At 50.2% G+C, this 20,263-nt stretch carries 23 protein-coding genes, 1 pseudogene and 1 riboswitch; of the genes and pseudogenes, 21 read left to right on the top strand and 3 right to left on the bottom strand.

Annotation, left to right across the window (positions count from 1 at the left end):
* The first annotated feature begins 10 nt into the window (after positions 1–10).
* From EDM55_RS00475 to EDM55_RS00415, 12 genes are all read left to right on the top strand, one after another.
* Positions 11–565, top strand: a complete 555-nt coding sequence (locus EDM55_RS00475) for an NUDIX hydrolase (protein ID WP_139228065.1) — start codon at positions 11–13, stop codon at positions 563–565.
* A gap of 115 nt (positions 566–680) precedes the next feature.
* Positions 681–1,574 carry an aminopeptidase P N-terminal domain-containing protein gene (locus EDM55_RS00470; protein ID WP_246070961.1) on the top strand — a complete coding sequence of 298 codons (894 nt, stop codon included), beginning with the start codon at positions 681–683 and terminating at the stop codon, positions 1,572–1,574.
* 438 nt (positions 1,575–2,012) lie between these two features.
* Entirely contained in the window at positions 2,013–2,969 is a 957-nt protein-coding gene (locus EDM55_RS00460) for a sugar kinase (RefSeq protein ID WP_092266877.1), read from the top strand.
* Entirely contained in the window at positions 2,959–3,528 is a 570-nt protein-coding gene (gene hxlB, locus EDM55_RS00455) for a 6-phospho-3-hexuloisomerase (RefSeq protein WP_246070960.1), read from the top strand. Before EDM55_RS00460 ends, hxlB begins: the two co-directional genes overlap by 11 nt.
* Before the next feature lie 11 nt (positions 3,529–3,539).
* On the top strand, positions 3,540–4,550 hold the full coding sequence (allD, locus tag EDM55_RS00450) for an ureidoglycolate dehydrogenase (protein ID WP_092266878.1): 1,011 nt from the start codon (positions 3,540–3,542) through the stop codon (positions 4,548–4,550).
* Positions 4,551–4,560: 10 nt separating this feature from the next.
* Positions 4,561–5,580 carry a zinc-binding alcohol dehydrogenase family protein gene (locus EDM55_RS00445; RefSeq protein WP_122959383.1) on the top strand — a complete coding sequence of 340 codons (1,020 nt, stop codon included), beginning with the start codon at positions 4,561–4,563 and terminating at the stop codon, positions 5,578–5,580.
* Between the two features lie 12 nt (positions 5,581–5,592).
* Positions 5,593–6,216 carry a bifunctional 2-keto-4-hydroxyglutarate aldolase/2-keto-3-deoxy-6-phosphogluconate aldolase gene (locus tag EDM55_RS00440; protein WP_122959382.1) on the top strand — a complete coding sequence of 208 codons (624 nt, stop codon included), beginning with the start codon at positions 5,593–5,595 and terminating at the stop codon, positions 6,214–6,216.
* 12 nt (positions 6,217–6,228) lie between these two features.
* Positions 6,229–7,305 (top strand): mannonate dehydratase, encoded by a 1,077-nt coding sequence (uxuA, locus tag EDM55_RS00435; RefSeq protein WP_122959381.1) that lies wholly within the window; start codon positions 6,229–6,231, stop codon positions 7,303–7,305.
* Positions 7,302–8,138, top strand: coding sequence for an SDR family oxidoreductase (locus EDM55_RS00430; protein ID WP_122959380.1), 837 nt, complete (start codon positions 7,302–7,304; stop codon positions 8,136–8,138). Before uxuA ends, EDM55_RS00430 begins: the two co-directional genes overlap by 4 nt.
* 30 nt (positions 8,139–8,168) lie before the next feature.
* Entirely contained in the window at positions 8,169–8,810 is a 642-nt protein-coding gene (hxlA, locus tag EDM55_RS00425) for a 3-hexulose-6-phosphate synthase (RefSeq protein ID WP_170184401.1), read from the top strand.
* A 177-nt stretch (positions 8,811–8,987) separates the two neighbouring features.
* The gene (locus tag EDM55_RS00420) at positions 8,988–10,004 is read left to right on the top strand and encodes a LacI family DNA-binding transcriptional regulator (protein WP_092266884.1); all 1,017 of its coding nucleotides are present in this window, start codon (positions 8,988–8,990) and stop codon (positions 10,002–10,004) included.
* A 222-nt stretch (positions 10,005–10,226) separates the two neighbouring features.
* Complete coding sequence (locus EDM55_RS00415; RefSeq protein ID WP_122959379.1) at positions 10,227–11,474, top strand: MFS transporter; 1,248 nt, start codon at positions 10,227–10,229, stop codon at positions 11,472–11,474.
* Between the two features lie 152 nt (positions 11,475–11,626).
* Here EDM55_RS00415 and EDM55_RS00410 read toward each other — a convergent pair whose 3' ends face one another.
* On the bottom strand, positions 11,627–11,824 hold the full coding sequence (locus EDM55_RS00410) for a hypothetical protein (RefSeq protein WP_092266886.1): 198 nt from the start codon (positions 11,822–11,824) through the stop codon (positions 11,627–11,629).
* Between the two features lie 58 nt (positions 11,825–11,882).
* Positions 11,883–12,601: pseudogene (locus EDM55_RS00405) on the bottom strand (glycerophosphodiester phosphodiesterase family protein).
* Positions 12,602–12,790: 189 nt separating this feature from the next.
* On the opposite strand from EDM55_RS00405, the gene EDM55_RS00400 reads away from it, so the two are divergent.
* Positions 12,791–13,033 (top strand): hypothetical protein, encoded by a 243-nt coding sequence (locus tag EDM55_RS00400; protein WP_092266887.1) that lies wholly within the window; start codon positions 12,791–12,793, stop codon positions 13,031–13,033.
* A 33-nt stretch (positions 13,034–13,066) separates the two neighbouring features.
* Positions 13,067–13,411 (top strand): DUF952 domain-containing protein, encoded by a 345-nt coding sequence (locus EDM55_RS00395; RefSeq protein WP_092266888.1) that lies wholly within the window; start codon positions 13,067–13,069, stop codon positions 13,409–13,411.
* Between the two features lie 9 nt (positions 13,412–13,420).
* Here the strand turns inward: EDM55_RS00395 and EDM55_RS00390 are convergent, their stop codons facing one another.
* Complete coding sequence (locus EDM55_RS00390) at positions 13,421–13,636, bottom strand: hypothetical protein (protein WP_122959378.1); 216 nt, start codon at positions 13,634–13,636, stop codon at positions 13,421–13,423.
* A 187-nt stretch (positions 13,637–13,823) separates the two neighbouring features.
* On the opposite strand from EDM55_RS00390, the gene tlp reads away from it, so the two are divergent.
* From tlp to EDM55_RS00355, 7 genes are all read left to right on the top strand, one after another.
* The gene (tlp, locus tag EDM55_RS00385; RefSeq protein ID WP_092266890.1) at positions 13,824–14,042 is read left to right on the top strand and encodes a small acid-soluble spore protein Tlp; all 219 of its coding nucleotides are present in this window, start codon (positions 13,824–13,826) and stop codon (positions 14,040–14,042) included.
* Positions 14,043–14,170: 128 nt separating this feature from the next.
* Entirely contained in the window at positions 14,171–15,277 is a 1,107-nt protein-coding gene (mnmA, locus tag EDM55_RS00380; RefSeq protein ID WP_092266891.1) for a tRNA 2-thiouridine(34) synthase MnmA, read from the top strand.
* Between the two features lie 28 nt (positions 15,278–15,305).
* A complete protein-coding gene (locus EDM55_RS00375) occupies positions 15,306–15,635 on the top strand; it encodes a hypothetical protein (protein WP_122959377.1) in 330 nt (109 codons plus the stop codon).
* Between the two features lie 35 nt (positions 15,636–15,670).
* Positions 15,671–16,183 carry an ACT domain-containing protein gene (locus EDM55_RS00370; RefSeq protein WP_092266985.1) on the top strand — a complete coding sequence of 171 codons (513 nt, stop codon included), beginning with the start codon at positions 15,671–15,673 and terminating at the stop codon, positions 16,181–16,183.
* 220 nt (positions 16,184–16,403) lie between these two features.
* A riboswitch (cobalamin riboswitch) is annotated at positions 16,404–16,602 on the top strand.
* A gap of 164 nt (positions 16,603–16,766) precedes the next feature.
* A complete protein-coding gene (nrdI, locus tag EDM55_RS00365) occupies positions 16,767–17,126 on the top strand; it encodes a class Ib ribonucleoside-diphosphate reductase assembly flavoprotein NrdI (RefSeq protein ID WP_092266893.1) in 360 nt (119 codons plus the stop codon).
* On the top strand, positions 17,113–19,197 hold the full coding sequence (gene nrdE / locus EDM55_RS00360) for a class 1b ribonucleoside-diphosphate reductase subunit alpha (protein WP_092266894.1): 2,085 nt from the start codon (positions 17,113–17,115) through the stop codon (positions 19,195–19,197). The genes nrdI and nrdE overlap by 14 nt, the downstream gene beginning before the upstream one ends.
* Positions 19,198–19,214: 17 nt before the next feature.
* On the top strand, positions 19,215–20,240 hold the full coding sequence (locus EDM55_RS00355; RefSeq protein WP_122959376.1) for a serine hydrolase domain-containing protein: 1,026 nt from the start codon (positions 19,215–19,217) through the stop codon (positions 20,238–20,240).
* The last annotated feature ends 23 nt before the right edge of the window (positions 20,241–20,263 follow it).

The following is a 20,263-nucleotide window of genomic DNA, read 5'->3' as shown; positions in this document are numbered from 1 at the left end:
TGAAGTCATCGTGACGGCTGGTGTTTATGTCAGGGTACAAGGGCGCTTCCCTTTTCAAATCGGACCGAACCGAGCTGGAACTGCACTAGGCATCGTCCGGCTGGGGGGCCATCGGGAAGGCAGGGAAACAGGTTGGCAATGCGCTGCGCGTGAAGCTCATGAGGAAGCGAGTTTGCAGGTCAGTCCAGTTCCTCCGCCGAGAACCTATTGGTATGAGACTGCAGTGGCTGACACGCCAGCTTTGTTTGAAGGCGCGTGGCTGGAAGAGGGGGTTGCCCCTATTTTGATTGGCAGACATTTGAACAGACACAACATGACACCGATCTACTTGGCAGTATCGCAAGACAAACCCGTCCCAGCTCATGAGACAAAGGGGTTGCTCCTTCTGAGTCCAGAGGAGATTTCCACCATCCTCTCAAAGGAAATCACGCTGGGACAGTATCTGGATGCAGGAGGCAAAGCGCTTCTGCGAGTAGATCTTCCATTAAACGGCAGACTGCAGCCTTTCCCGCATCTCCGACTCCTTCACTGGGTGCTCACGCAGCATCCTGAGATTCTGTCATAAAGCGTCAGTTCGGACCATCGTTACGGTTCTGCACTGACGCTCTTTCATGTGAATTTAAACGATCGTTTAACATAAGAGTGTTGGCTAAACATAATGGAATTGGCGAGGGCACAAGATGCCATTAACGATGGATCCAAAAGAGTTTGTCAATCGCCGTCAACGACTCGCGGAAAAAATGCCTGATCACAGTGCACTTGTCCTATTTTCAGGAGTTCTCAAGACTCGAAGCGGTGACGATAAATATCCGTTTTCGCCGAACCGCAGCTTCTATTATCTGACCGGCATTGCGCGCAGCAAGCTCATTCTGATGATCACAAAACGTGCTGGCATCGTGACCGAGACGTTATTTCTGCAGCGTCCCAATGAACTGGAAGCGAAATGGACAGGAGCCGTTCTTTCGGATCAGGAAGCGAGGAAGCAGTCTGGTATCGAACATTTTGACTATCTGGATGAGTGGTTACAGTCATTTGGAACCTTTGTAAGACGCTGCGAAGGCAAATGTTCGCTCTATCTTGATCTGTACCGCGATCAGTGGAGCGATGAGCTGACCCCTGCTGAAAGCTTTGCCGAAGAGGCGCAGAAGAAGTACCGGACTCTACAGATTCAAGACGCTGGCCCATGGCTGAAAGAACTGCGTATGGTGAAAAGTCCAGCAGAGATCGTAGAAATCAAGCGTGCGATCGCGATCACAGATAAGGCCATTCGACGCATGTGGTCCCATTCACGTCCAGGAATTATGGAATATGAGCTGGAAGCGCACTACGATTTCACGTTGAAGTCACACGGTGTTCGTGAGCTTCCCTATTTGCCTATTATTGCAAGCGGACTCAATGCCACTGTTCTGCACTATGAAGACAATGACCAGCGAGCGGAAGATGGTGACTTGGTCCTTCTCGACCTCGGGGCAGCTTCCAACTACTATGCGGCTGATATTTCGCGGACGTTCCCCGTAAATGGTCGCTTTACAGAACGCCAGAAGGGGAGATCCCGAAGGAAATCGAAGAAGTAGAAGGGTTGATCGGGAAAAAAGAGTAGCGGTTGCTGCGGTTCCGTCTCTCGTAATTTTCCAGGGGCTTCATATAAGGAGTGTCGAATCGCTTGATATCGGAGGATGCAACAGAGAAGCTTCTTGGTACAAAGCAGCGAAATAGAAGTTCTTCAAAAGACTCCAACAGACTCGACAACACTATTGTACGAAAATCGCACAGAGCTGCCCCAAACGAGGAATTGATACTCGTCTGGGGTTTTCTTTATAAATCCAATGCTCAGCAGAAATTTGTCAGACACTAAAATAATATTGCGAATTTTTGTTGACGAATGAAAAGGGTTTCAATTATACTTTCACTAAACCGGTTCGCTAAACCGATTTAGTACACTTTGGAATGTACCGATTATGACAGTATAAATCGTTTCTGCATCGTGGTAGAGGGTGTTAGGAGGAAAGAAAATGACATCGAATTTTGGTGTGTTCACGCTGGGAGACGCAATGATCACGATGAACCCGGCCGTGAAGGGCCCGCTGCGATTTGTATCGCAGTTTGAGCGAAAGGTAGGCGGCGCTGAGCTGAATTTTGCGATCGGCTGTGCGAGGCTGGGTTTGCGCTCGAAATGGGTAAGCCGACTGGGGAAAGATGAGTTTGGACGAGTCATTGATCATTTCGCGCGTGGCGAAGGGATCGACATGAGTGACGTTCATTTTGTGGAAGGGTATCCCACTTCCCTGAACTTTAAAGAAATTCGTGAAGACGGATCGGGAAAAACGTTCTACTACCGTTACCAATCCCCTATTTTGACCATGAAGCCGGAAGACATTACGGCTTCCATGTTTGAAGGAATCAATCTCGTTCACATCACGGGTGTCTATCTGGCAATCGACCCGCAAAATATGCAAATCATCATGCGAGTGGTACAGATTGCAAAGGAAAAAGGACTTGCCATTTCATTCGATCCCAACATCCGTCTCAAGCTGTGGACGATTGAAGAGGCGCGAAAAGCCTACTTTGAACTCTTCCCGTACGTCGATATTTTGCTGACGGGCAGAGATGAGATTCGTCTGATACTGGGAGAGGACAGTGAAGAAGCACTGGTTTCCCTGGCAGAAAAATATGCGATCGATCAGCTCGTCGTCAAAGATGGCGCGAACGGGTCCAAGCTGTACACGAAAGGAACCTGGCATGAAAAAGAAGCGTTTTCCGTGGAGGCCGTTGACACGGTCGGGGCAGGAGATGGCTTTGATGCCGGTTACATCTACGCTTTTCTAAACGACTATTCCTGCGAGGAGCGGCTGGTCTTCGCCAATGGAGTCGGAGCGTTGGCTACGACAGTGTCTGGCGACAATGAGGGGCTGCCTTATTTGGAAGAAGTCTTTCCCTTTATCCGTCAGGAAGCCGTGATTGAAAGATAAGGTGGGAGAGAAAGTGACGACCATTCCGTTGATCTTGAAAGAAGTGGGAGCTGCACTCAATGGCTGTTGCCAAGTAGAGTATCAGACATTTGTTTCACTCCTGAAGCGGGAGTCGCGGTTTTTCTTCACAGGGGAAGGGCGTTCCGGTCTGGTCGCGAAAATGGCTGCGATGCGCCTCATGCATAGCGGGAAGTCCGTGTTTGTCATCGGGGAAACAACGACGCCTGCGATCGGTGCCGATGATGTGCTGATCGCCGTCTCTGGCTCTGGACAGACACCACTGACAAGCCAGATTGCTCAGTCCGCCGCAGCTGCCGGAGCATTCGTCTGTGTGGTGACCACGAGTGAAGCGGTTCGACAGCTTGCATGGTGTTCAGCAGTTTTGCGCATACCTGCTGCGACAAAATATCGTCTAGCTGATGAGCCGACAACCATACAGCCGCTGGGCAACCAGTTTGATCAGGCCGCCCATTTGCTTCTGGATGCCGCGATCATCGATAGTTTAATAGAAACACAATCAAATGAATCTTTCAGGGCAAGGCATGCCAATCTGGAGTAGGAGGGAATCCAATGTCCAGCATTGTGATTCAAGCAGAGGAAGCTAGAGAGCTTGTGGTAAAGAAGCTGACAGAAGCAGGACTGCATAGTGACGACGCCAGCAAAGTGGCAGATGTCCTCGTGCACGCGGATTTGCGCAACGTAAACTCCCACGGAGTGCTGCGGACGGAGCATTATGTGAATCGTCTGCAGGCAGGTGGGATCAATCCCCACGCCCGCCCGACCTTTTCGCCGTCAGGGCCGGTAACAGGCGTGGTCGATGGGGATGACGGCTTCGGACATGTCATCGCGGATCTAGCGATGGAGCATGCGATCGACATGGCGAAGAAAAACGGAGTCGGGATGGTCACGGCCATCAACAGCAGCCATTGCGGGGCTCTCAGCTACTTCGTACAAAAAGCGGCGGATGCCAAGCTGATCGGCATCGCGATGTCCCATACGGACAAAATCGTCGTCCCTTTTGGCGGGAAGACACAGTTTCTGGGAACAAATCCGATTGCTTACGGCGTTCCTGCGAAATCAAAAAAGCCTTTCATTCTGGATATGGCTACTTCCAACGTGGCCTTGGGCAAAATCTTGCAAGCGCGTGAAGAAGGCAAAGAAATTCCGCATGGCTGGGGTGTAGATGAGCAGGGAACGTCCGTAACCAACCCACATGATGTCGTCTCTCTACTGCCTTTTGGCGGTCCAAAAGGGTACGGATTGTCCGTCATCGTCGATATTTTTTCCGGTTTGCTGGCTGGAGCCGCCTTTGGCCCGCACATTAGCAAGATGTATGGAGACCTGGATCAGAAAAGAAAGCTGGGCCATTACTTTTGTGTGATCAATCCTGCCTTTTTCACGGACGCTGACGTGTTTCTGGAGCAGATGGATCGGATGATGGAAGAGCTTTCGCTTGTAGCACCTGCGCCTGGTTTTGACCGCGTTTACATACCGGGTGAGATCGAGCAGCTGCATGAAGAAAGAAATCGCGCCCACGGCATTTCCATCGCACAAAGTGTCTACGAATTTTTGACGAAGTAGGTGAGCGAGCATGAAAACAGTCCAAGTTCGAAAAGCGTATGAGCTTCATCTGCATGAGGTAGATAAGCCTGTGATCGCACAGCCAACAGATGTGCTGGTAAAAGTGAAGCGGGTCGGCATCTGCGGCTCTGACGTCCATATTTATCACGGAACCAATCCGTTAGCGACCTTGCCAAGAGTGGTTGGACATGAAGTGGCTGGCGAAGTGGTTGAGATTGGATCAGCAGTGACAAACGTTAATGTAGGTGACCATGTGGTAGTGGAGCCTATTCGCTACTGCGGCACTTGCTACGCGTGCAGAAAGGGCCGTCCGAATGTATGCGCTTCCTTGTCCGTATTCGGTGTGCATGAGGACGGGGGGATGCGCGAGTGGTTCGTGCTGCCAGAGAAACAGGTGCATCTCGTAGACGCCAGCCTTCCCTGGGAAGAAGTCGTGCTGGCCGAGCCGTACACGATCGGCGCTCAGGCAGTATGGAGAGGTCAAGTGGAGCAAGGTGACACTGTGTTGATCCAAGGTGCTGGTCCGATTGGTATTTGCATTCTGAAAATGGCCAAGCTGCAGGGGGCCACTGTCATGATAACCGATCTAAATGAAGAGCGCCTCGTCTTTGCAAAGGAAAATGGCGCAGATTTCACCATCCATGCCGGAAAAGAAAATGTCCGTGAAGCCGTGGCGGAGTGGACGCAGGGGGAAGGCGTCAATGTCGTGATCGATGCGGTCTGCCTGCCCATGACGTTTGAGCTGTCGGTAGACGTGGTATCTCCTGCTGGAACAGTGGTCGTCCTAGGTTTTGATGAGCGGCCTGCTGCCATTGCGCAGCTGCCGATTACCAAAAAAGAAGTAACGATCGTAGGCTCTCGTCTGCAGACGAATCAGTTCCCGAAAGTCGTTCGCTATTTAAATGAAGGAAAACTGAAGCACAACGGACTTGTCACTCACACATTTCCACTGGAAAAGGTGCAAGAAGCCTTTGATTTTGTGGAAAAGCATCCGGATCAGGTCCGCAAAGCTTTGATCGTTTTTGAGTAAGGAGGTGGAACTGTGAACAGGAAATACGATGTCCTGCAGAAGCTGGAATCCGCCAAAGTCGTAGCAGTCATCCGCGGCGCGAGCGCTGAAGAAGCGATCCAGCTGTCAAAAGGTGCGATTGAAGGCGGGATTCAGGCAATTGAAGTCACCTATACGACCCCGAATGTAGCAGCTGTTTTTCAGGCACTGGAGCAGTCGAACGCCCTTCTGGGGGCAGGTACGGTTTTGGATGCAGAAACTGCGAGACATGCGATGCTGTCGGGAGCCAAATTCATTGTCAGTCCCCATTTTGAGAGAGAGATCGCGACGGTGTGCAATCGGTACGGGATCCCGTACTTGCCAGGGTGCATGACCATCAAAGAGATGGTACAAGCACTGGAAGCTGGCTGCGACGTGCTGAAGCTGTTTCCGGCAAACAATTTCGACGCTTCCTTTATCCGCTCTGTCAACGGTCCGCTTCCTCACGTCCGCATTATGCCAACAGGCGGTATCCATTTAGAGAATATGAAGGATTGGCTCGAGGCAGGGGCAGTTGCGGTCGGGATTGGCAGCGATTTGAACAAAGCCTATCGAACGGGCGGCTTCGAGGCAGTTGTTTCCTTGAGTCAAAGCTATATGCGCAAAAGCGCGGAATAAGGAGGGAATCGTATGCAAATGACGTTTCGTTGGTACGGACGAGGCAATGACACGGTTTCGTTGGACCAGGTGAAGCAAATTCCCGGAACGAAGGGCATTGTTTGGGCTCTGCACCAAAAGCCAGTGGGAGAAGTGTGGGAAAAAGCAGAGATCCAAGAAGAAGTTAGCTACATCCAGTCTTTCGGATTCCATGCCGAAGTAGTGGAGAGTGTGAACGTCCATGAAGCGATCAAGCTGGGGAACGAAGAGCGGACCCCGTACATCGAAAACTACAAGCAAACCATCCGCAATCTGGCAGAAGCAGGCGTAAAAGTCATCTGCTACAACTTCATGCCAATTTTTGACTGGACTCGGACCGAAATGTTCCACCCGCTCGAGGACGGGGCGACTGCGCTGTTTTATGAAAAGGCGAAAGTCGAGCATCTGGATCCTCAAGAGCTAATTCGTACCGTTTCGGAAGCATCCGATTTGACACTTCCAGGCTGGGAGCCCGAAAAGATGGCGCGCATCTCGGAGCTGTTTGAAGCCTATAAAGAGGTGGATGAAGAAAAGCTTTGGGACAATCTCGGCATCTTTCTGAAAGAGATTTTACCGGTCGCCGAAGAATGCGGCGTGAAAATGGCGATTCATCCGGATGATCCGCCATGGTCGATTTTCGGATTGCCTCGGATCATTACGGGAGCGGCAAGCTATGAGCGATTATTCGCGATTTCCGTCTCTCCATCGAACTGCATTACCATGTGCACTGGCTCGATGGGGGCAAACCCGGAGAATGACATGGTGGAAATCGCAGAAAAATACGCTTCTCGCGCACCATTCTCCCATATTCGAAATGTGAAAATTTACGAGAATGGCGATTTCGTCGAGACATCCCATTACACACAGGACGGCTCCATTAACGTCAAAGGTGTTGTGGAAGCCCTGAGCAAGCAAAATTACACCGGATATGTCCGTCCGGATCATGGACGCCATATTTGGGGCGAGGTGTGCCGACCAGGTTACGGACTGTATGACCGTGCTTTGGGGATCATGTACCTGCTTGGTCTGTGGGATGCTTACGAAAACGCAAAGGCAGGGCAATCCAGATGATCCCGATCCATGAGAACCTGAAAGACAGAGTAGCAGTCATCACGGGAGGCAGCGGTGTCTTGTGCTCTCGCATGGCGAAAGAGCTGGCTAGGCATGGGGTAAAGGTAGCCATCTTGAATCGCACAGCGGAAAAAGGGCAGCAAATTGCGGATGAAATTCGTGAAAACGGCGGGGAAGCTCTCTCGATTGCAACAGATGTACTGAGCCGTGAGTCATTGGAGACGGCAAAAGAAACACTCATTGCAGCGTTTGGTCAAATCAACATTTTGATCAACGGAGCGGGAGGCAATCATCCCTCTGCGATCACGGACTCAGAAGTACACAGCGAGGACAACCCGGGAAAATCGTTTTTTGACTTGGAGGAACAAGGATTTGCCCATGTGTTTAACAGCAATTTCACGGGGTCCTTCCTGGCTAGTCAGGTTTTCGTACCAGCGATGCTGCAGACGGATGCACCGACGGTTGTGAACATTTCCTCGATGAGTGCCTATGCACCGATGACAAAGGTTCCTGCCTACAGTGCAGCCAAGGCGGCGATCAACAACTTCACCATGTGGATGGCCGTACACTTTGCCGAAACGGGCCTGCGTGTCAATGCCATCGCACCCGGCTTTTTCCTGACGGCGCAAAACCGCAGTTTGCTGCTGGATGAAGAGGGGAACTATACGACCCGATCACAAAAAATACTGACGGGGACGCCGATGAAGCGCTTTGGTCAACCGGAAGATTTGCTGGGTACTCTGCTCTGGCTGGTGGATGACACCTATTCAGGTTTTGTGACAGGTGTTACGGTTCCGGTCGATGGCGGATTTATGGCCTACTCTGGTGTATAGCTTCACTCTCGCATAGACGGGGGGATGGATATGAAACTGCAAGTAGCATTGGATCGACTGGAATGGTCGGAATGCTTGCGCCTGATTGAACAACTGCAGGATACCGTTGACCTTGTCGAGATCGGCACGGGCGTCATAAAAGAATACGGGATGGCCATCGTGCGAGAAGTGCGAGAAGCTTTCCCGGTTTTGCCCCTCGTCGCAGACATGAAAATTTGCGACGCAGGCAGGTACGAAGCGGAGCAGGCATTGCTTGCTGGTGCCGATGCTGTAACCGTAATGGGCTTTGCGCCGCTCTCGACGATACGTGACGTGCATGCGGTGGCAGGTAGGCTGGGAAAGCAAGCGATCGTAGATCTATTGGGCATAACGGATCGAAGCAGGGTAAACCAGCTGGCGGAAGCGGGCTGCTCCCATTTTTGTCTGCATGTCGGATTGGACGACCAGTCCGCTGGCCATCAGGCTGATCAACGATTGTTTGAGCTTGTACAGCCTCTCGCCCATGTGAAGATCAGCGTGGCGGGCGGGATTAACGAGCAGACGATAGATCGGTTCCTTCTGCAGTCGGTTCACACCGTCATCGTCGGTTCAGCCATTACGGGGAGCAAGCTGCCCAAACAAGCGGCGGAGCAGATCAGAAGCAAGTGCCAATCGCCGAGCGAAAGCGGATAGCACCATTTCAGGATCAAATATTCAAAAAATATTGTAAAGCGTTTTCATCCACGCTATAATTTTGCTACACAGGGAATAAATCGTTTTACTAAAACGTTTTATTTTGATCGTGACCAGGCTATGCTAGTTTTAGTAAAATGAAACTGTTGCGTAAGTAGCAAAAGATGGGATGGAAATATGAAAAATATCACAATAGCAGATGTTGCCAAACACGCGAATGTGTCGAAAAGCACAGTGTCGCAGTATCTCAACAAGCGATACGACTACATGAGCGAAAAAACGCGGAAAAAAATCGAGGAGACGATCAAAGAGCTGAACTATCAGCCCAACAGCGTCGCCCGAAGTTTGAAGCAGAAATCGACCTTTACCGTCGGCGTTGTGGTCGCAAACATCTTGCATACATTTTCAACCTATATCATCCGCGCGATTGAAGACTTCTTTCACGAGCACGATTTTCAGATCATCGTTTGTAATGCAGATGATGAGCCCGAGAAGGAAAGAAAATACATTGAAATGCTCCGGGCCAAGCAAGTGGATGGCATTCTCATTTTCCCGACCGGCGGCAACCTCGACTTGTATGAGCAGATGAAAGACGACGAGTTTCCGATCGTTTTCATGGACCGGACGATAGAGCATCTGGGCATCGATACCGTAATGCTGGATAATCACCTGGCTGCCCGGTTGGCTGTCGACGAGTTTGTGAGAAATGGATACAGCCGAATCGCGATCGTGACGACATCGATTATTCGCAACATCTCACCACGTGTCGAACGGATTCAAGGGTATCGAGACGCACTTAGGTCGCACGGCATGGAGGTGAACGAGGCCTACATCAAAACGGTGGATGTCGGCCAAATCTCCCTCGCGTTAGCGGACCTGTTTCAGCAGACCGTACCCCCACAAGCCATTCTGGCGGGAAATGACATCGTGCTCGTTGAGGTCTTGAAATTCATGAAAGAAAACAACAAGCACATCCCGAAGGACGTTGCCGTCATCGGAATCGACGAAGTATCCTTCGCTAGCTTCTATACGCCATCCATCACCACGATCGCGCAGCCGACGAAGGAAATGGCGAAGAGTGCAGCGGAGCGGCTGCTGCAGCAAATTCGAAAAGAAGAAAGACCAGAGGAACTGCCGATTATCCAGCGATTTGCGCCAGCGATGATTTTGAGAGATTCCTGTGCGGTCAAATAAGCAAGTGGTTCAAAGTTCTGCAGTAGAGAGGGGAAGCGAAGGCTCCACCATTTTTCTCGGTGAAGCCGGGCTTTCTCACTCCAAAACTAAACCGGTTTACTCTCTAAAAAACAAAATGTATGCGTTTTCCTGCTCCGTTTGCAGAAAGCGATCACAGAGCAGCACCATGGAGCGCTCTTTTGGATTCATTCCATCACGGTAAGAAAAAAAGGAGGAGATTCTGTGTTTTCAAAGGACAAGCTTCCCGTCATTATCATGTTATTTTTGGCAGGCGTGATCAACTATCTCGACCGCTCTGCGCTATCGATTGCCGCTCCTTTTATTCAAGATGATCTAACGCTCACGGCAACTCAAATGGGTATCATCTTTTCCAGCTTCTCGGTCGGTTACGCTATTTTCAACTTCCTAGGTGGTGTCGCTTCCGATAAGTACGGAGCGAAGCTGACGTTGTTCGTCGCGATGATCGTCTGGTCGCTTTTCAGTGGCGCCGTTGCATTGGCAGTCGGGTTCGTGAGCTTGATCGTCATCCGCATTTTGTTCGGGATGGGGGAAGGGCCTCTCTCCGCTACGATCAACAAGATGGTCAACAACTGGTTCCCGGCTGATCAACGTGCATCTGTCATCGGTCTGACAAACAGCGGTACTCCTTTGGGTGGTGCGATTTCCGGTCCAATCGTAGGTTTTATCGCAATCGCTTACAGTTGGAAAGTTTCGTTTCTTCTCATTATGGTCATCGGCTTGGTATGGGCTGCGTTTTGGTGGAAATCTGTTAAGGAAAGACCAGCAAATAGCCAGAAGGAAAGCACCAAGGCACAAACAAAATCAGAAACAACCGAGAAAATTCCGCTTACTTTCTATCTGAAACAAAAAACAGTCTTGTTCACGGCATTTGCGTTCTTTGCTTACAACTACATCTTGTTCTTCTTCCTGACCTGGTTCCCTAGCTACCTGGTTAAAGCGCACGGTGTCAGTGTAAAAGATATGAGTATCATTACGATTATTCCTTGGGTATTAGGATTTATTGGCCTTGCAGCAGGCGGCTTTGTCTCCGATTACGTTCGCAAAAAATTTGTGAACAAAGGTATGCTCTTCTCAAGAAAAGTGGTTCTGGTAACATGCCTGTTTATCTCCGCGGTTTGCATTGGCTTTGCAGGACTCGTAACTACGACTGCAGGCGCGGTTACGCTGGTAGCACTGTCCGTTTTCTTCCTGTACCTGACAGGTGCGATCTACTGGGCGATTGTTCAGGACGTTGTCGATCAAAACAACGTGGGATCTGTTGGTGGATTCATGCACTTCCTGGCGAACACTGCAGGGATTATCGGTCCGACTCTGACAGGCTATTTGGTAGATACATCTGGCTCCTTTACCTCTGCGTTCTTGCTGGCGGGTGGATTAGCCGTTGTAGCTTCCCTGACTGTCATCCGTTTTGTACAACCTATCGTCAAAAAAGTTCAACAAATGTATTAATCCAATCAGCGGCGCTCGCTTCCCCAGCAGTCTAATTAGGGAAGGGGGCGTCGCTTTTTTGCGTAAACAACGAAAAACCCCTCTGCCGCAAGCAGAAGATTTGTTCGAAATGAACAGTCTTCCTGCCAGCCAAGAGGGGAGGGCGCATTCGCTTAGCTGCTGAAAAAGCTGCGGCTGGAATGCTTTCTTTTGTAATGAGAGCTTCCGTAATAAGAATGCCCGTGTCCGGAGCCGTGTCCATGGGGATGGCCGTATCCTTTGCGATACTTGTGGTCACTGCTGCTGTATTTGCGATAACTGTGAGAGGATGAGTGATTCCCCATCAAGCTTTTCAACAGTTTTTTCAGCATTTCCCATCACTCCTTATGGTGTCGATATTAGGATATACGAATATATCGGGCATTCGTTTCATTTTTTACAACGCGATTCTTCATTTTTTGTATATGCGGCAAAGATCCGATCGATGCGATTTGTCCAGATCCCCCCAGAGAAACCATCTGGAACCCGCTTGAGGTCATCAAGCGTATCAAACCCGCTGGACACATCGCCGCTACCCGCTACGAGAATGACTCGTGTATCTTGCTTGTCCATTCTTTCCATAAAACGGGTAGGCCACCCCCAGAGCCAAGAAGCAATTTTATCTGGAATATGCAGCTGCGTCTGACCGCAGGCAGCAGGTACATACCCCGACCAGCCTACGGCAATATAAGGGAGCAGGCAGCTTTTTAAAGTAAAGCTCCCTTAACCGCTGTATAGTTATACCCGATATCCAGCTTTTGCAGGTGGGCCAGCGAGAAGTCGCGGGTAACTCCTTCGCCATTTGTGCGACAACCGAGCGTCCAGTTGTGAAAGACGGCAAATTGTCCATCCTTGGTCGGCTGTATGTCCAATTCTACTACATCTGCCCCACGATCAAAGGCGGCTTGCATGGAGGCGATAGTATTCTCCAGATAAGGATGCTCAGGAGGATAGATCCTTTCAGCGGTACAGGTATCGTTCGTGATGCCCTCCATGTGGAAGGTCTGCGCCATGCCCCGGTGGGCGAGGAGAAAAGGCTCGCGTGTAGATGGCTTTGCAAAAAGCGAGCTGTTGTTCACATAAACGAAAGCGATCAGGAAGAAGATGATTCAAAGAGCAGGCCGCTTCCTGAGAGGCTTTCGTGGCTGGCCCTTGTCATGCCTTTTGATCATTTATGGAAACCTCCGAAATGTTGGATAAGGTTCATCCTAAACTTGCATATTCCCATGAGGAAGTCTTGGCATAAGGAAAAAAGACTGGCACAATAAGAGAAACCATGCTAGCAGTCAGGAGGTTCCATGAAAATCGCATTGCATCATATCGCCTATCAAATCGGATACCATCCAAATGAGATGGCCAGGCTGGTTCATGATGGGGAAATCACCGGAGAGGTCCCAGAAAACAATCCACAGTCAAAGGATGCCTGGGTGGATTTGCATTCGCTAAGAAACTTCATCCAATGGAGGCGGGATCAGGGGCGAATCGATACCATGTTTTACGACAAGGCGATTCGTCATATTGACAAGCATCTGCGCCGCTAATAGAGACAAAAAGGAAACGGAGAAGATACAGACATGACGATGATTTATTGCCTGGTACCGAAAAGCTATTGGGAACAGTGGGAGGGACGGGATCATTACCTTCCGCGCGACTATGAACAGGAAGGCTTTATCCATGCGACAAAAGGGGACGATCTGCTCGCAAAGGTAGCTGACCGCGTCTATGCGACCTATGAAGGAGAGCTGCTGGTGCTCGTCGTCGATGAAGCCAAGTCCTCCTCGCCAGTAAAATATGAGCAGGCTAAGGATGGTCTATTGTACCCCCATATTTACGGACCGTTAAACCAAGACGCGATCGTAGACGTGAAAAGCATGGTGCGGACGAACGGTCACTGGGCGCTTGGTGCAAGCGTCCGTTGATTCGCTGCCCTACCAGTTAAACCATTGTAACAGGTCAAGTACCTCCCGGCGTTTTTCCTCGGGGAGCTTGTCTAGCCTGCGCAGGAGCAGTCCGATTCGCAGCCGCTGCTCCTCTTCTGTATCGGTTTGCTTGTGGGCATGAATCCACTGGCGCTTTAGCCTGACGGTTTCAGTCTCCGAGATGATTTTGAGCAGCATGCGTTCAAGCAGATCCAGTGATGCCATATGTAAAAACCTCTTTGCCATGTAATCTGTTACTCGCATTATAGCACGGACTTCTTCGCAAGGTAGGAAAAACGAGAGACAGAGGTGCGATTGCCACACAGGCATAGAAGCATAATTACTCCAGAAATGGCGCACAATGGGATAGGTGCAATCACCAAGATACCACGCTGCAAAGGAGGGCTTATTCATGGCAAAACCAGATGATCGTTCAGACAACGCAGAAAAGCTGCAGGAGATGCTGCAAAACACGGAGGAACGTATTCGTGAGTCACAAGACTATGTAGCTGCGAATGCAGGGGAAATCTCGGCAGAGGAAAAAGCAAACATTGAAGCGAAAAACGAGCGTCGGGCAGAAAGTATCGAAGGTTATCGTGCTGAGATCAAAGACGAGATATCCCAAAGCTAAAGATGTAAATGCGCCTGTTGCCTCCCGTGCGACAGGCGTTTTTTCTACGAAGTGTAACAATACATGATTTGTTTTGCGAAACGTGGTAATCTGTTAGAGGAACAAATTGAGAATAGAGGAGAAAGACTATGAAACGACCAGAAGACACACGCGTCGTTGTCGGCATGTCCGGCGGGGTCGACTCCTCCGTGACGGCTCACCTGCTCAAACAACAGGGATATGACGTCATCGGCATCTTCATGAAAAACTGGGATGATACCGATGAATTCGGCCATTGCACGGCGGAAGACGACTTCCAGGACGTTCGTCGCGTCTGTGAACAAATCGGTATTCCATACTACACTGTCAATTTTGAAAAAGAATACATGGATAAAGTATTCCAGTATTTTTTGGATGAATATAAACGTGGGCGCACACCAAACCCGGATGTCATGTGCAACCGGGAAATCAAGTTTGGGGAGCTTTTAGCCAAAGTCATGGATCTGGGGGCGGATTACATCGCGACGGGTCACTATGCGCAGGTAAAGGAAGTAGATGGGGAATTCAAGCTCATCCGCGGTGTTGATTCCAACAAGGATCAGACCTATTTCCTGAACGTGCTCGGCCAAGAGCAATTGTCTAAAACGATGTTCCCGATCGGGCATCTGCCGAAAGCGCAGGTCCGTGAAATCGCGGAGCAAGCGGGACTTGCGACGGCCAAGAAAAAGGACAGCACGGGAATCTGCTTTATCGGAGAACGGAATTTCCGCGAGTTTTTGCAGAACTATCTGCCAGCCAAGCCAGGTAACATCGAGACGGTGGATGGGACTGTAATTGGTCATCACGACGGGTTGATGTACTACACACTCGGCCAGCGTCAGGGACTAGGCATCGGCGGTGGTCATGGAACGAGCGGTCAACCGTGGTTCGTGGTAGATAAAGATCTGGCACGAAATGCGTTGATCGTAGGAGAAGGCTCTGATCACCCGCGCTTGTACTCGACCAGCCTGATCGCAACAGACGTAAGCTGGGTCAGTGACAAGCAGCCTGCTTCGACATTTACATGTACGGCAAAATTCCGCTACCGCCAGCCTGATCAAGGGGTCACCGTTCATATTCGGGAAGGCAGCACAGTGGAGGTCGTATTTGACAAACCGCAAAAGGCAGTCACTCCAGGACAGGCTGTCGTCTTTTACGACGGAGAATACTGCTTGGGTGGCGGTACGATTGATAAAGTCACCTTGATGGATAAATAGAAGAACCGAGACAGACGGGGGTAACGCGGTGGATCCAACGAAAAAGTCGAAAGTCATTATTGTATCCTTTGTAGCAGGAGCACTTCTGCTAGGATTCCTGGCATATTGGGGCATGGCATCAACAGGAAACGAGCATATGGCGACCATCAAGAAGGTCATTGCTGAAAAAGGCGGGGTCATTGTAGCGCATGGTGTGACCGCTGTTCCTGCGGATGAGAGCCCTTTTGAACGAGGCGGAAAAGGGAATACCATCTACAAGATCGATTATACGAAAGATGGGAAGCCGTACACGGCCTGGTACCGTTCTGAAAATCATTCCTCCATTTTGAAAGAACCGGAAGAATGGATTCTTCCTTGAGCGCGTGAACCATTTTTGGGAGAGTAGGGTTGATCATGACCGAATTTGCTGGGCTTCGTGAGCTCGCTCGACTTCTGCAGCGGATTGAACCAAATCTGGCAGGAGGCTCTTTGAGCATTTTAGCGCATGAAAACAAAGACGAAATCGCAAAGCAGCTGCTGGATGGTTTTGGCGTTTCCTTGCCTGTCCAGCACAGCTCTGGTGAATATGCCAACCATTTGGCGATTCTGCGTGCCGGCGGGAACAAGTACACGTTTGCCCAAGATTGGCGAGAAGTGTACATCAGTGAGATTAACTACTGTGCATGCCGTATCCCGGCAGGTTCCCATGGCTTGCTGGTCCACCACGTTGATTACCCGGGAGTTATTTACGATGTCTCTCGGAAATTAGCCGAACACGAAATCAATATTTCCAAGCTGAACGTCTCACGGGAGCAAAAAGGAAAAAATGCGTTGCTCGTATCCGTGACAGATGAAGAAATCACACCAGCGGTCGTTCGCGCGATCGAGGAGCTGCCGCAAATTACAAAGGTGGTCTCTTTGCAATAGGCTCGCGGTGTTCCGTTTCTTTCCAAGCGAGGCAGAAATGATGATAGAAATGCGTACCGTCCGCATGCTTGCGGGCGGTTCTCTTTTTTCCTGATTCTACAAGATCTGACAAATAGTAGATCTATCAAGCTTTTGTGAACCTTTTGCTTCTCGAAGGGGGAAAACTCGCTCCTCTCTCTTGACTGACACGATATATTGATGTAAAGTAAGTTTTACCAACTACATATTGATGCGGATAGGTGTCTTGCTACGAAATATCGGCAGACTTAATAGGGAAGTCGGTGAGAATCCGACGCGGTCCCGCCACTGTAAGAGGAGAGCTCATTTGTATAGGCTACGCCACTGGTCGACGTGATTGGGAAGGCGAAATGAAGCGATGATCCTATAGCCAGGAGACCTGCCTACCCGTTAAACACGAGTAAACCTACGGGAGATAGGGGAAGTGTTCGAGCGCTCGATTCGTTTTGGCGAGTCGATTATCAGTGGATGATTGCGCATTCGACTATCTCTACCCGTCGAATGCGTTTTTATTTTCCTGACAAGTAGATAGGATCGCGCTACATAGAGGAAAGGATGAGGGCGTATGCTCATCGCGTACGATTCCAAAACGGGAAACGTTCGTAGATTTGTAGGAAAGCTGGCTTTGCCAAGTATAGAGATTGACTCTGAGATGGTGATCGAGGAACCGTTTGTTCTAGTCACGTATACGACTGGCTTCGGACAAGTCCCTGAAAAGGTGGCATCGTTCCTCAGCAGGAACCATCGTTACATGAAAGGCGTATCGGCGAGCGGCAATCGCAATTGGGGCGCGAGCTTTGCGAAGAGCGCCGATACCATTTCCCATCAATACGGTGTTCCTGTGATTTCCAAATTTGAATTATCCGGTACCGGCAGGGATGTCGAACATTTTACGAACGGGGTGGCCAGCATTGCGGCATATTGAACTGAACAACGAACTGATGCAACGGGGCGAGGATGGCTTTTATCAGCTGGAAAAAGATCGGGAAGCCGTCGAAGTCTTTCTTGAGGAAGTACAAGCCAAAACATTGACCTTTAACAGTGTTGGGGAACGGATGGATTATCTGATCCAAAACGATTACTACGAAAACGTCTATGAACGTTACACGGAAGAGCAGGTCGAAGAAGTATTCCGTTTGGCAAAGGACGCGTCTTTTCAATTCGCCTCTTACATGGCTGTCTCGAAGTTTTACAAAGACTATGCCCTGAAAACAGACGATAAATCGATGTATTTGGAACAGTATCCGGACCGCGTAGCGATTGTCGCACTCTCGCTGGCGCAAGGAGACTTTGATCGTGCCAAGCGTCTGACGGTCTCGATGATGGACCAACGCTTGCAGCCTGCGACGCCAACGTTTCTGAATGCAGGAAAAAGTCGTCGTGGCGAAATGGTATCTTGCTTTTTGCTCGAAATGGACGATTCCCTCAATTCGATCAACTACATATTGGGCACATGTATGCAGCTGTCCAAAATCGGCGGTGGAGTGGCCGTCAACCTGTCCAAGCTGCGCGGCCGCGGCGAACCGATTAAAGGAGTAGAAGGTGCTGCCAAAGGAATTATGCCGGTACTGAAGCTTTTGGAGGACGCCTTCTCCTACGCGGACCAGATGGGTCAGCGCAAAGGCTCAGGAGCTGCTTATTACAACATCTTCGGCTGGGATATCAACGAGTTTCTCGATTGCAAAAAGATCAATGCGGATGAAAAATCACGGATCAAAACGCTCTCGATCGGGCTGATTGTTCCAAACATGTTCTACAAGCTGGCGGAAGAGAACAAGCCGTTGACCATTTTCGCCCCGTACTCGGTGTATAAAGAATACGGCCAGCATCTGGATGACATGAACATGGACGAAATGTACGAAGAGCTGCTCGCAAATGACAACATCAAGAAAAAGACGATCATGAGTGCACGGGACATGCTTACCAAGATCGCTATGATTCAGCTGGAGTCCGGCTATCCGTACATCATGAACAAGACCAACGCCAACAAAAATCACGCGCTGAAAGACATAGGCTCGGTCAAAATGTCCAACCTGTGCACGGAAATCTTCCAGCTCCAGGATACCTCGACCATCAACAACTACGGTGAAATGGACATCATCCGTCGGGACATCAGCTGCAATCTGGCATCCCTGAACATCGTGAATGTGATGGAGCAAAAGAAGATTCGCGAGTCGGTCCATGAGGGCATTGAAGCCATCACATCAGTAAGTGACATGACTGCTGTCGAGAACGCACCGGGTGTCCAAAAGGCAAATCGGGAGCTGCACTCTGTCGGTTTGGGTGCCATGAATTTGCACGGGTATTTGGCAAAAAACAAGATCGCGTACGAGAGCGAGGAAGCGAAAGATTTCGCCCGCACGTTTTTCATGATGATGAACTTTTACTCCCTTGAAATGAGCATGGAGATTGCTAAAGAGCGAAAAACGACCTTCCTCGGTTTTGAGCAGTCTGAATATGCCAAAGGGACGTACTTCTCGAAATATGAAGAGACGGATTATCGCCCTCGGACGGAAAAGGTCAAGCAGCTGTTCGCTGACATGTACATCCCGACAACTGAGGATTGGGCACAGCTGAAAGAAAAGGTCCAGACCTATGGCTTGTATCACGCTTACCGACTGGCGATTGCACCTACTCAAAGCATCTCGTACATTCAGAATGCGACATCGAGTGTCATGCCGATCGTGGAGCACATCGAAACGAGAACATACGCAAACTCGACTACGTACTATCCGATGCCGTACCTGTCACAGGAGAATTACTTTTTCTATAAATCAGCGTATGTCATCGATCAATTCAAGGTAATTGACCTGATCGCGGAGATCCAAGAGCATGTAGACCAAGGGATTTCCACTGTTTTGCACGTCAACAGCAATGTATCTACGCGAGAGCTGGCACGCTACTACATTTACGCTGCGAAGAAAGGTCTGAAGTCGCTCTACTATACACGGACCAAGCATTTGACAGTGGAAGAGTGCATTAGCTGCGCAGTGTAAACTAGGAGGCCGAGACCGTGGATCTGAGGCAAACGCTGACGAAGCAGTTCAATCCGCTTGTATCGCATGTGGAGCGTACATTTGAGCATGTAATAGGCTCAGGAGCGGCTCTGATGGTCATTCACCGTGATGAGATCGTGATGGAAACATACTGGGGCAAGCAGTCCCTGGAGCAGGCAGCACGAGAAGTTCAAGCAGATACCCAGTTCCACGCAGCTTCTGTGAGGAAGAGCTATATTGGCTATGCAGCTGCTTATGCTGTGACCTGTGGAGCCATCGCTTCCATCGACGATCAGGTGATGAAATACTTGCCGCATTTGGACGAGGAGCGGATGACAGGGACCACCATTCGCCATCTGCTGACGCATACACACGGCTTGCACGGAACCTATACGGGGGAGATCGTACGAGAATTTCCTGCTGGAAGCAGTTGGGCGTATCGAGGAGTCGGCATTGATATGCTGGCGCAGATCGTTAAAAGAACGACAGGCAAAACGATCGCCCAAATCGTTCAGGAGCAAGTCTTCCAGCCGCTCGGATTTGTAGAGACAGGCTGGCGCGCCCAGATGGATCCGAAAATGGTTGAAGTCATTCGCAAGCCGGATGACGTCAGCTGGTACACGAGCACAAGCACCGAGGGTGACAAGATGAATCTCTACGTATCCGCACGTGAGCTGGCATACTGGGGCTATTTTCACCTGAAAAAAGGCTTAGTGGACGGCAAACAGCTCGTCCCCCGGGAAGTAATCGATCTGGCGACAACGGTGCAAAGCCCTCCGCTGCAGGGCAAGGACTTGCCACAGAACGGCTTTTTATGGTTTGTGAAGGACCTGCCTGCGGATAAGACCGAGATCGGGGAGCGAGTACCGAGGGGGTCTTATCAAATACTAGGCTATACAGGCGTTACGCTGCTGGTCATTCCTGAGCACGAATTCGTAGCTGTGCGGATGTTTAACAGCTTCGGATCTCCTCCTGGCTACGACTATTTGGGGGATGTCAGAGGGTTCGGGGATTGCGCCATGCGGTGTCTGCTAGAGAGCTAGGAAGAACGAAATAGAGAAGAGGA

It is taken from the genome of Brevibacillus centrosporus (assembly GCF_003710815.1).
Classification (GTDB): domain Bacteria; phylum Bacillota; class Bacilli; order Brevibacillales; family Brevibacillaceae; genus Brevibacillus; species Brevibacillus centrosporus.
This window is presented reverse-complemented; position numbering and strand designations above follow the sequence as displayed.

Bases quoted from the DNA above. Each gene is read 5' to 3' on its own strand.
- EDM55_RS00470 (WP_246070961.1), top strand. From the start codon at position 681: ATGCCATTAACGATGGATCCAAAAGAGTTTGTCAATCGCCGTCAACGA.
- EDM55_RS00460 (WP_092266877.1), top strand. From the start codon at position 2,013: ATGACATCGAATTTTGGTGTGTTCACGCTGGGAGACGCAATGATCACG.
- allD (WP_092266878.1), top strand. From the start codon at position 3,540: ATGTCCAGCATTGTGATTCAAGCAGAGGAAGCTAGAGAGCTTGTGGTA.
- EDM55_RS00445 (WP_122959383.1), top strand. From the start codon at position 4,561: ATGAAAACAGTCCAAGTTCGAAAAGCGTATGAGCTTCATCTGCATGAG.
- uxuA (WP_122959381.1), top strand. From the start codon at position 6,229: ATGCAAATGACGTTTCGTTGGTACGGACGAGGCAATGACACGGTTTCG.
- EDM55_RS00430 (WP_122959380.1), top strand. From the start codon at position 7,302: ATGATCCCGATCCATGAGAACCTGAAAGACAGAGTAGCAGTCATCACG.
- hxlA (WP_170184401.1), top strand. From the start codon at position 8,169: ATGAAACTGCAAGTAGCATTGGATCGACTGGAATGGTCGGAATGCTTG.
- EDM55_RS00420 (WP_092266884.1), top strand. From the start codon at position 8,988: ATGAAAAATATCACAATAGCAGATGTTGCCAAACACGCGAATGTGTCG.
- EDM55_RS00410 (WP_092266886.1), bottom strand. From the start codon at position 11,824: ATGCTGAAAAAACTGTTGAAAAGCTTGATGGGGAATCACTCATCCTCT.
- EDM55_RS00400 (WP_092266887.1), top strand. From the start codon at position 12,791: ATGAAAATCGCATTGCATCATATCGCCTATCAAATCGGATACCATCCA.
- EDM55_RS00395 (WP_092266888.1), top strand. From the start codon at position 13,067: ATGACGATGATTTATTGCCTGGTACCGAAAAGCTATTGGGAACAGTGG.
- EDM55_RS00390 (WP_122959378.1), bottom strand. From the start codon at position 13,636: ATGGCATCACTGGATCTGCTTGAACGCATGCTGCTCAAAATCATCTCG.
- tlp (WP_092266890.1), top strand. From the start codon at position 13,824: ATGGCAAAACCAGATGATCGTTCAGACAACGCAGAAAAGCTGCAGGAG.
- mnmA (WP_092266891.1), top strand. From the start codon at position 14,171: ATGAAACGACCAGAAGACACACGCGTCGTTGTCGGCATGTCCGGCGGG.
- EDM55_RS00370 (WP_092266985.1), top strand. From the start codon at position 15,671: ATGACCGAATTTGCTGGGCTTCGTGAGCTCGCTCGACTTCTGCAGCGG.
- nrdI (WP_092266893.1), top strand. From the start codon at position 16,767: ATGCTCATCGCGTACGATTCCAAAACGGGAAACGTTCGTAGATTTGTA.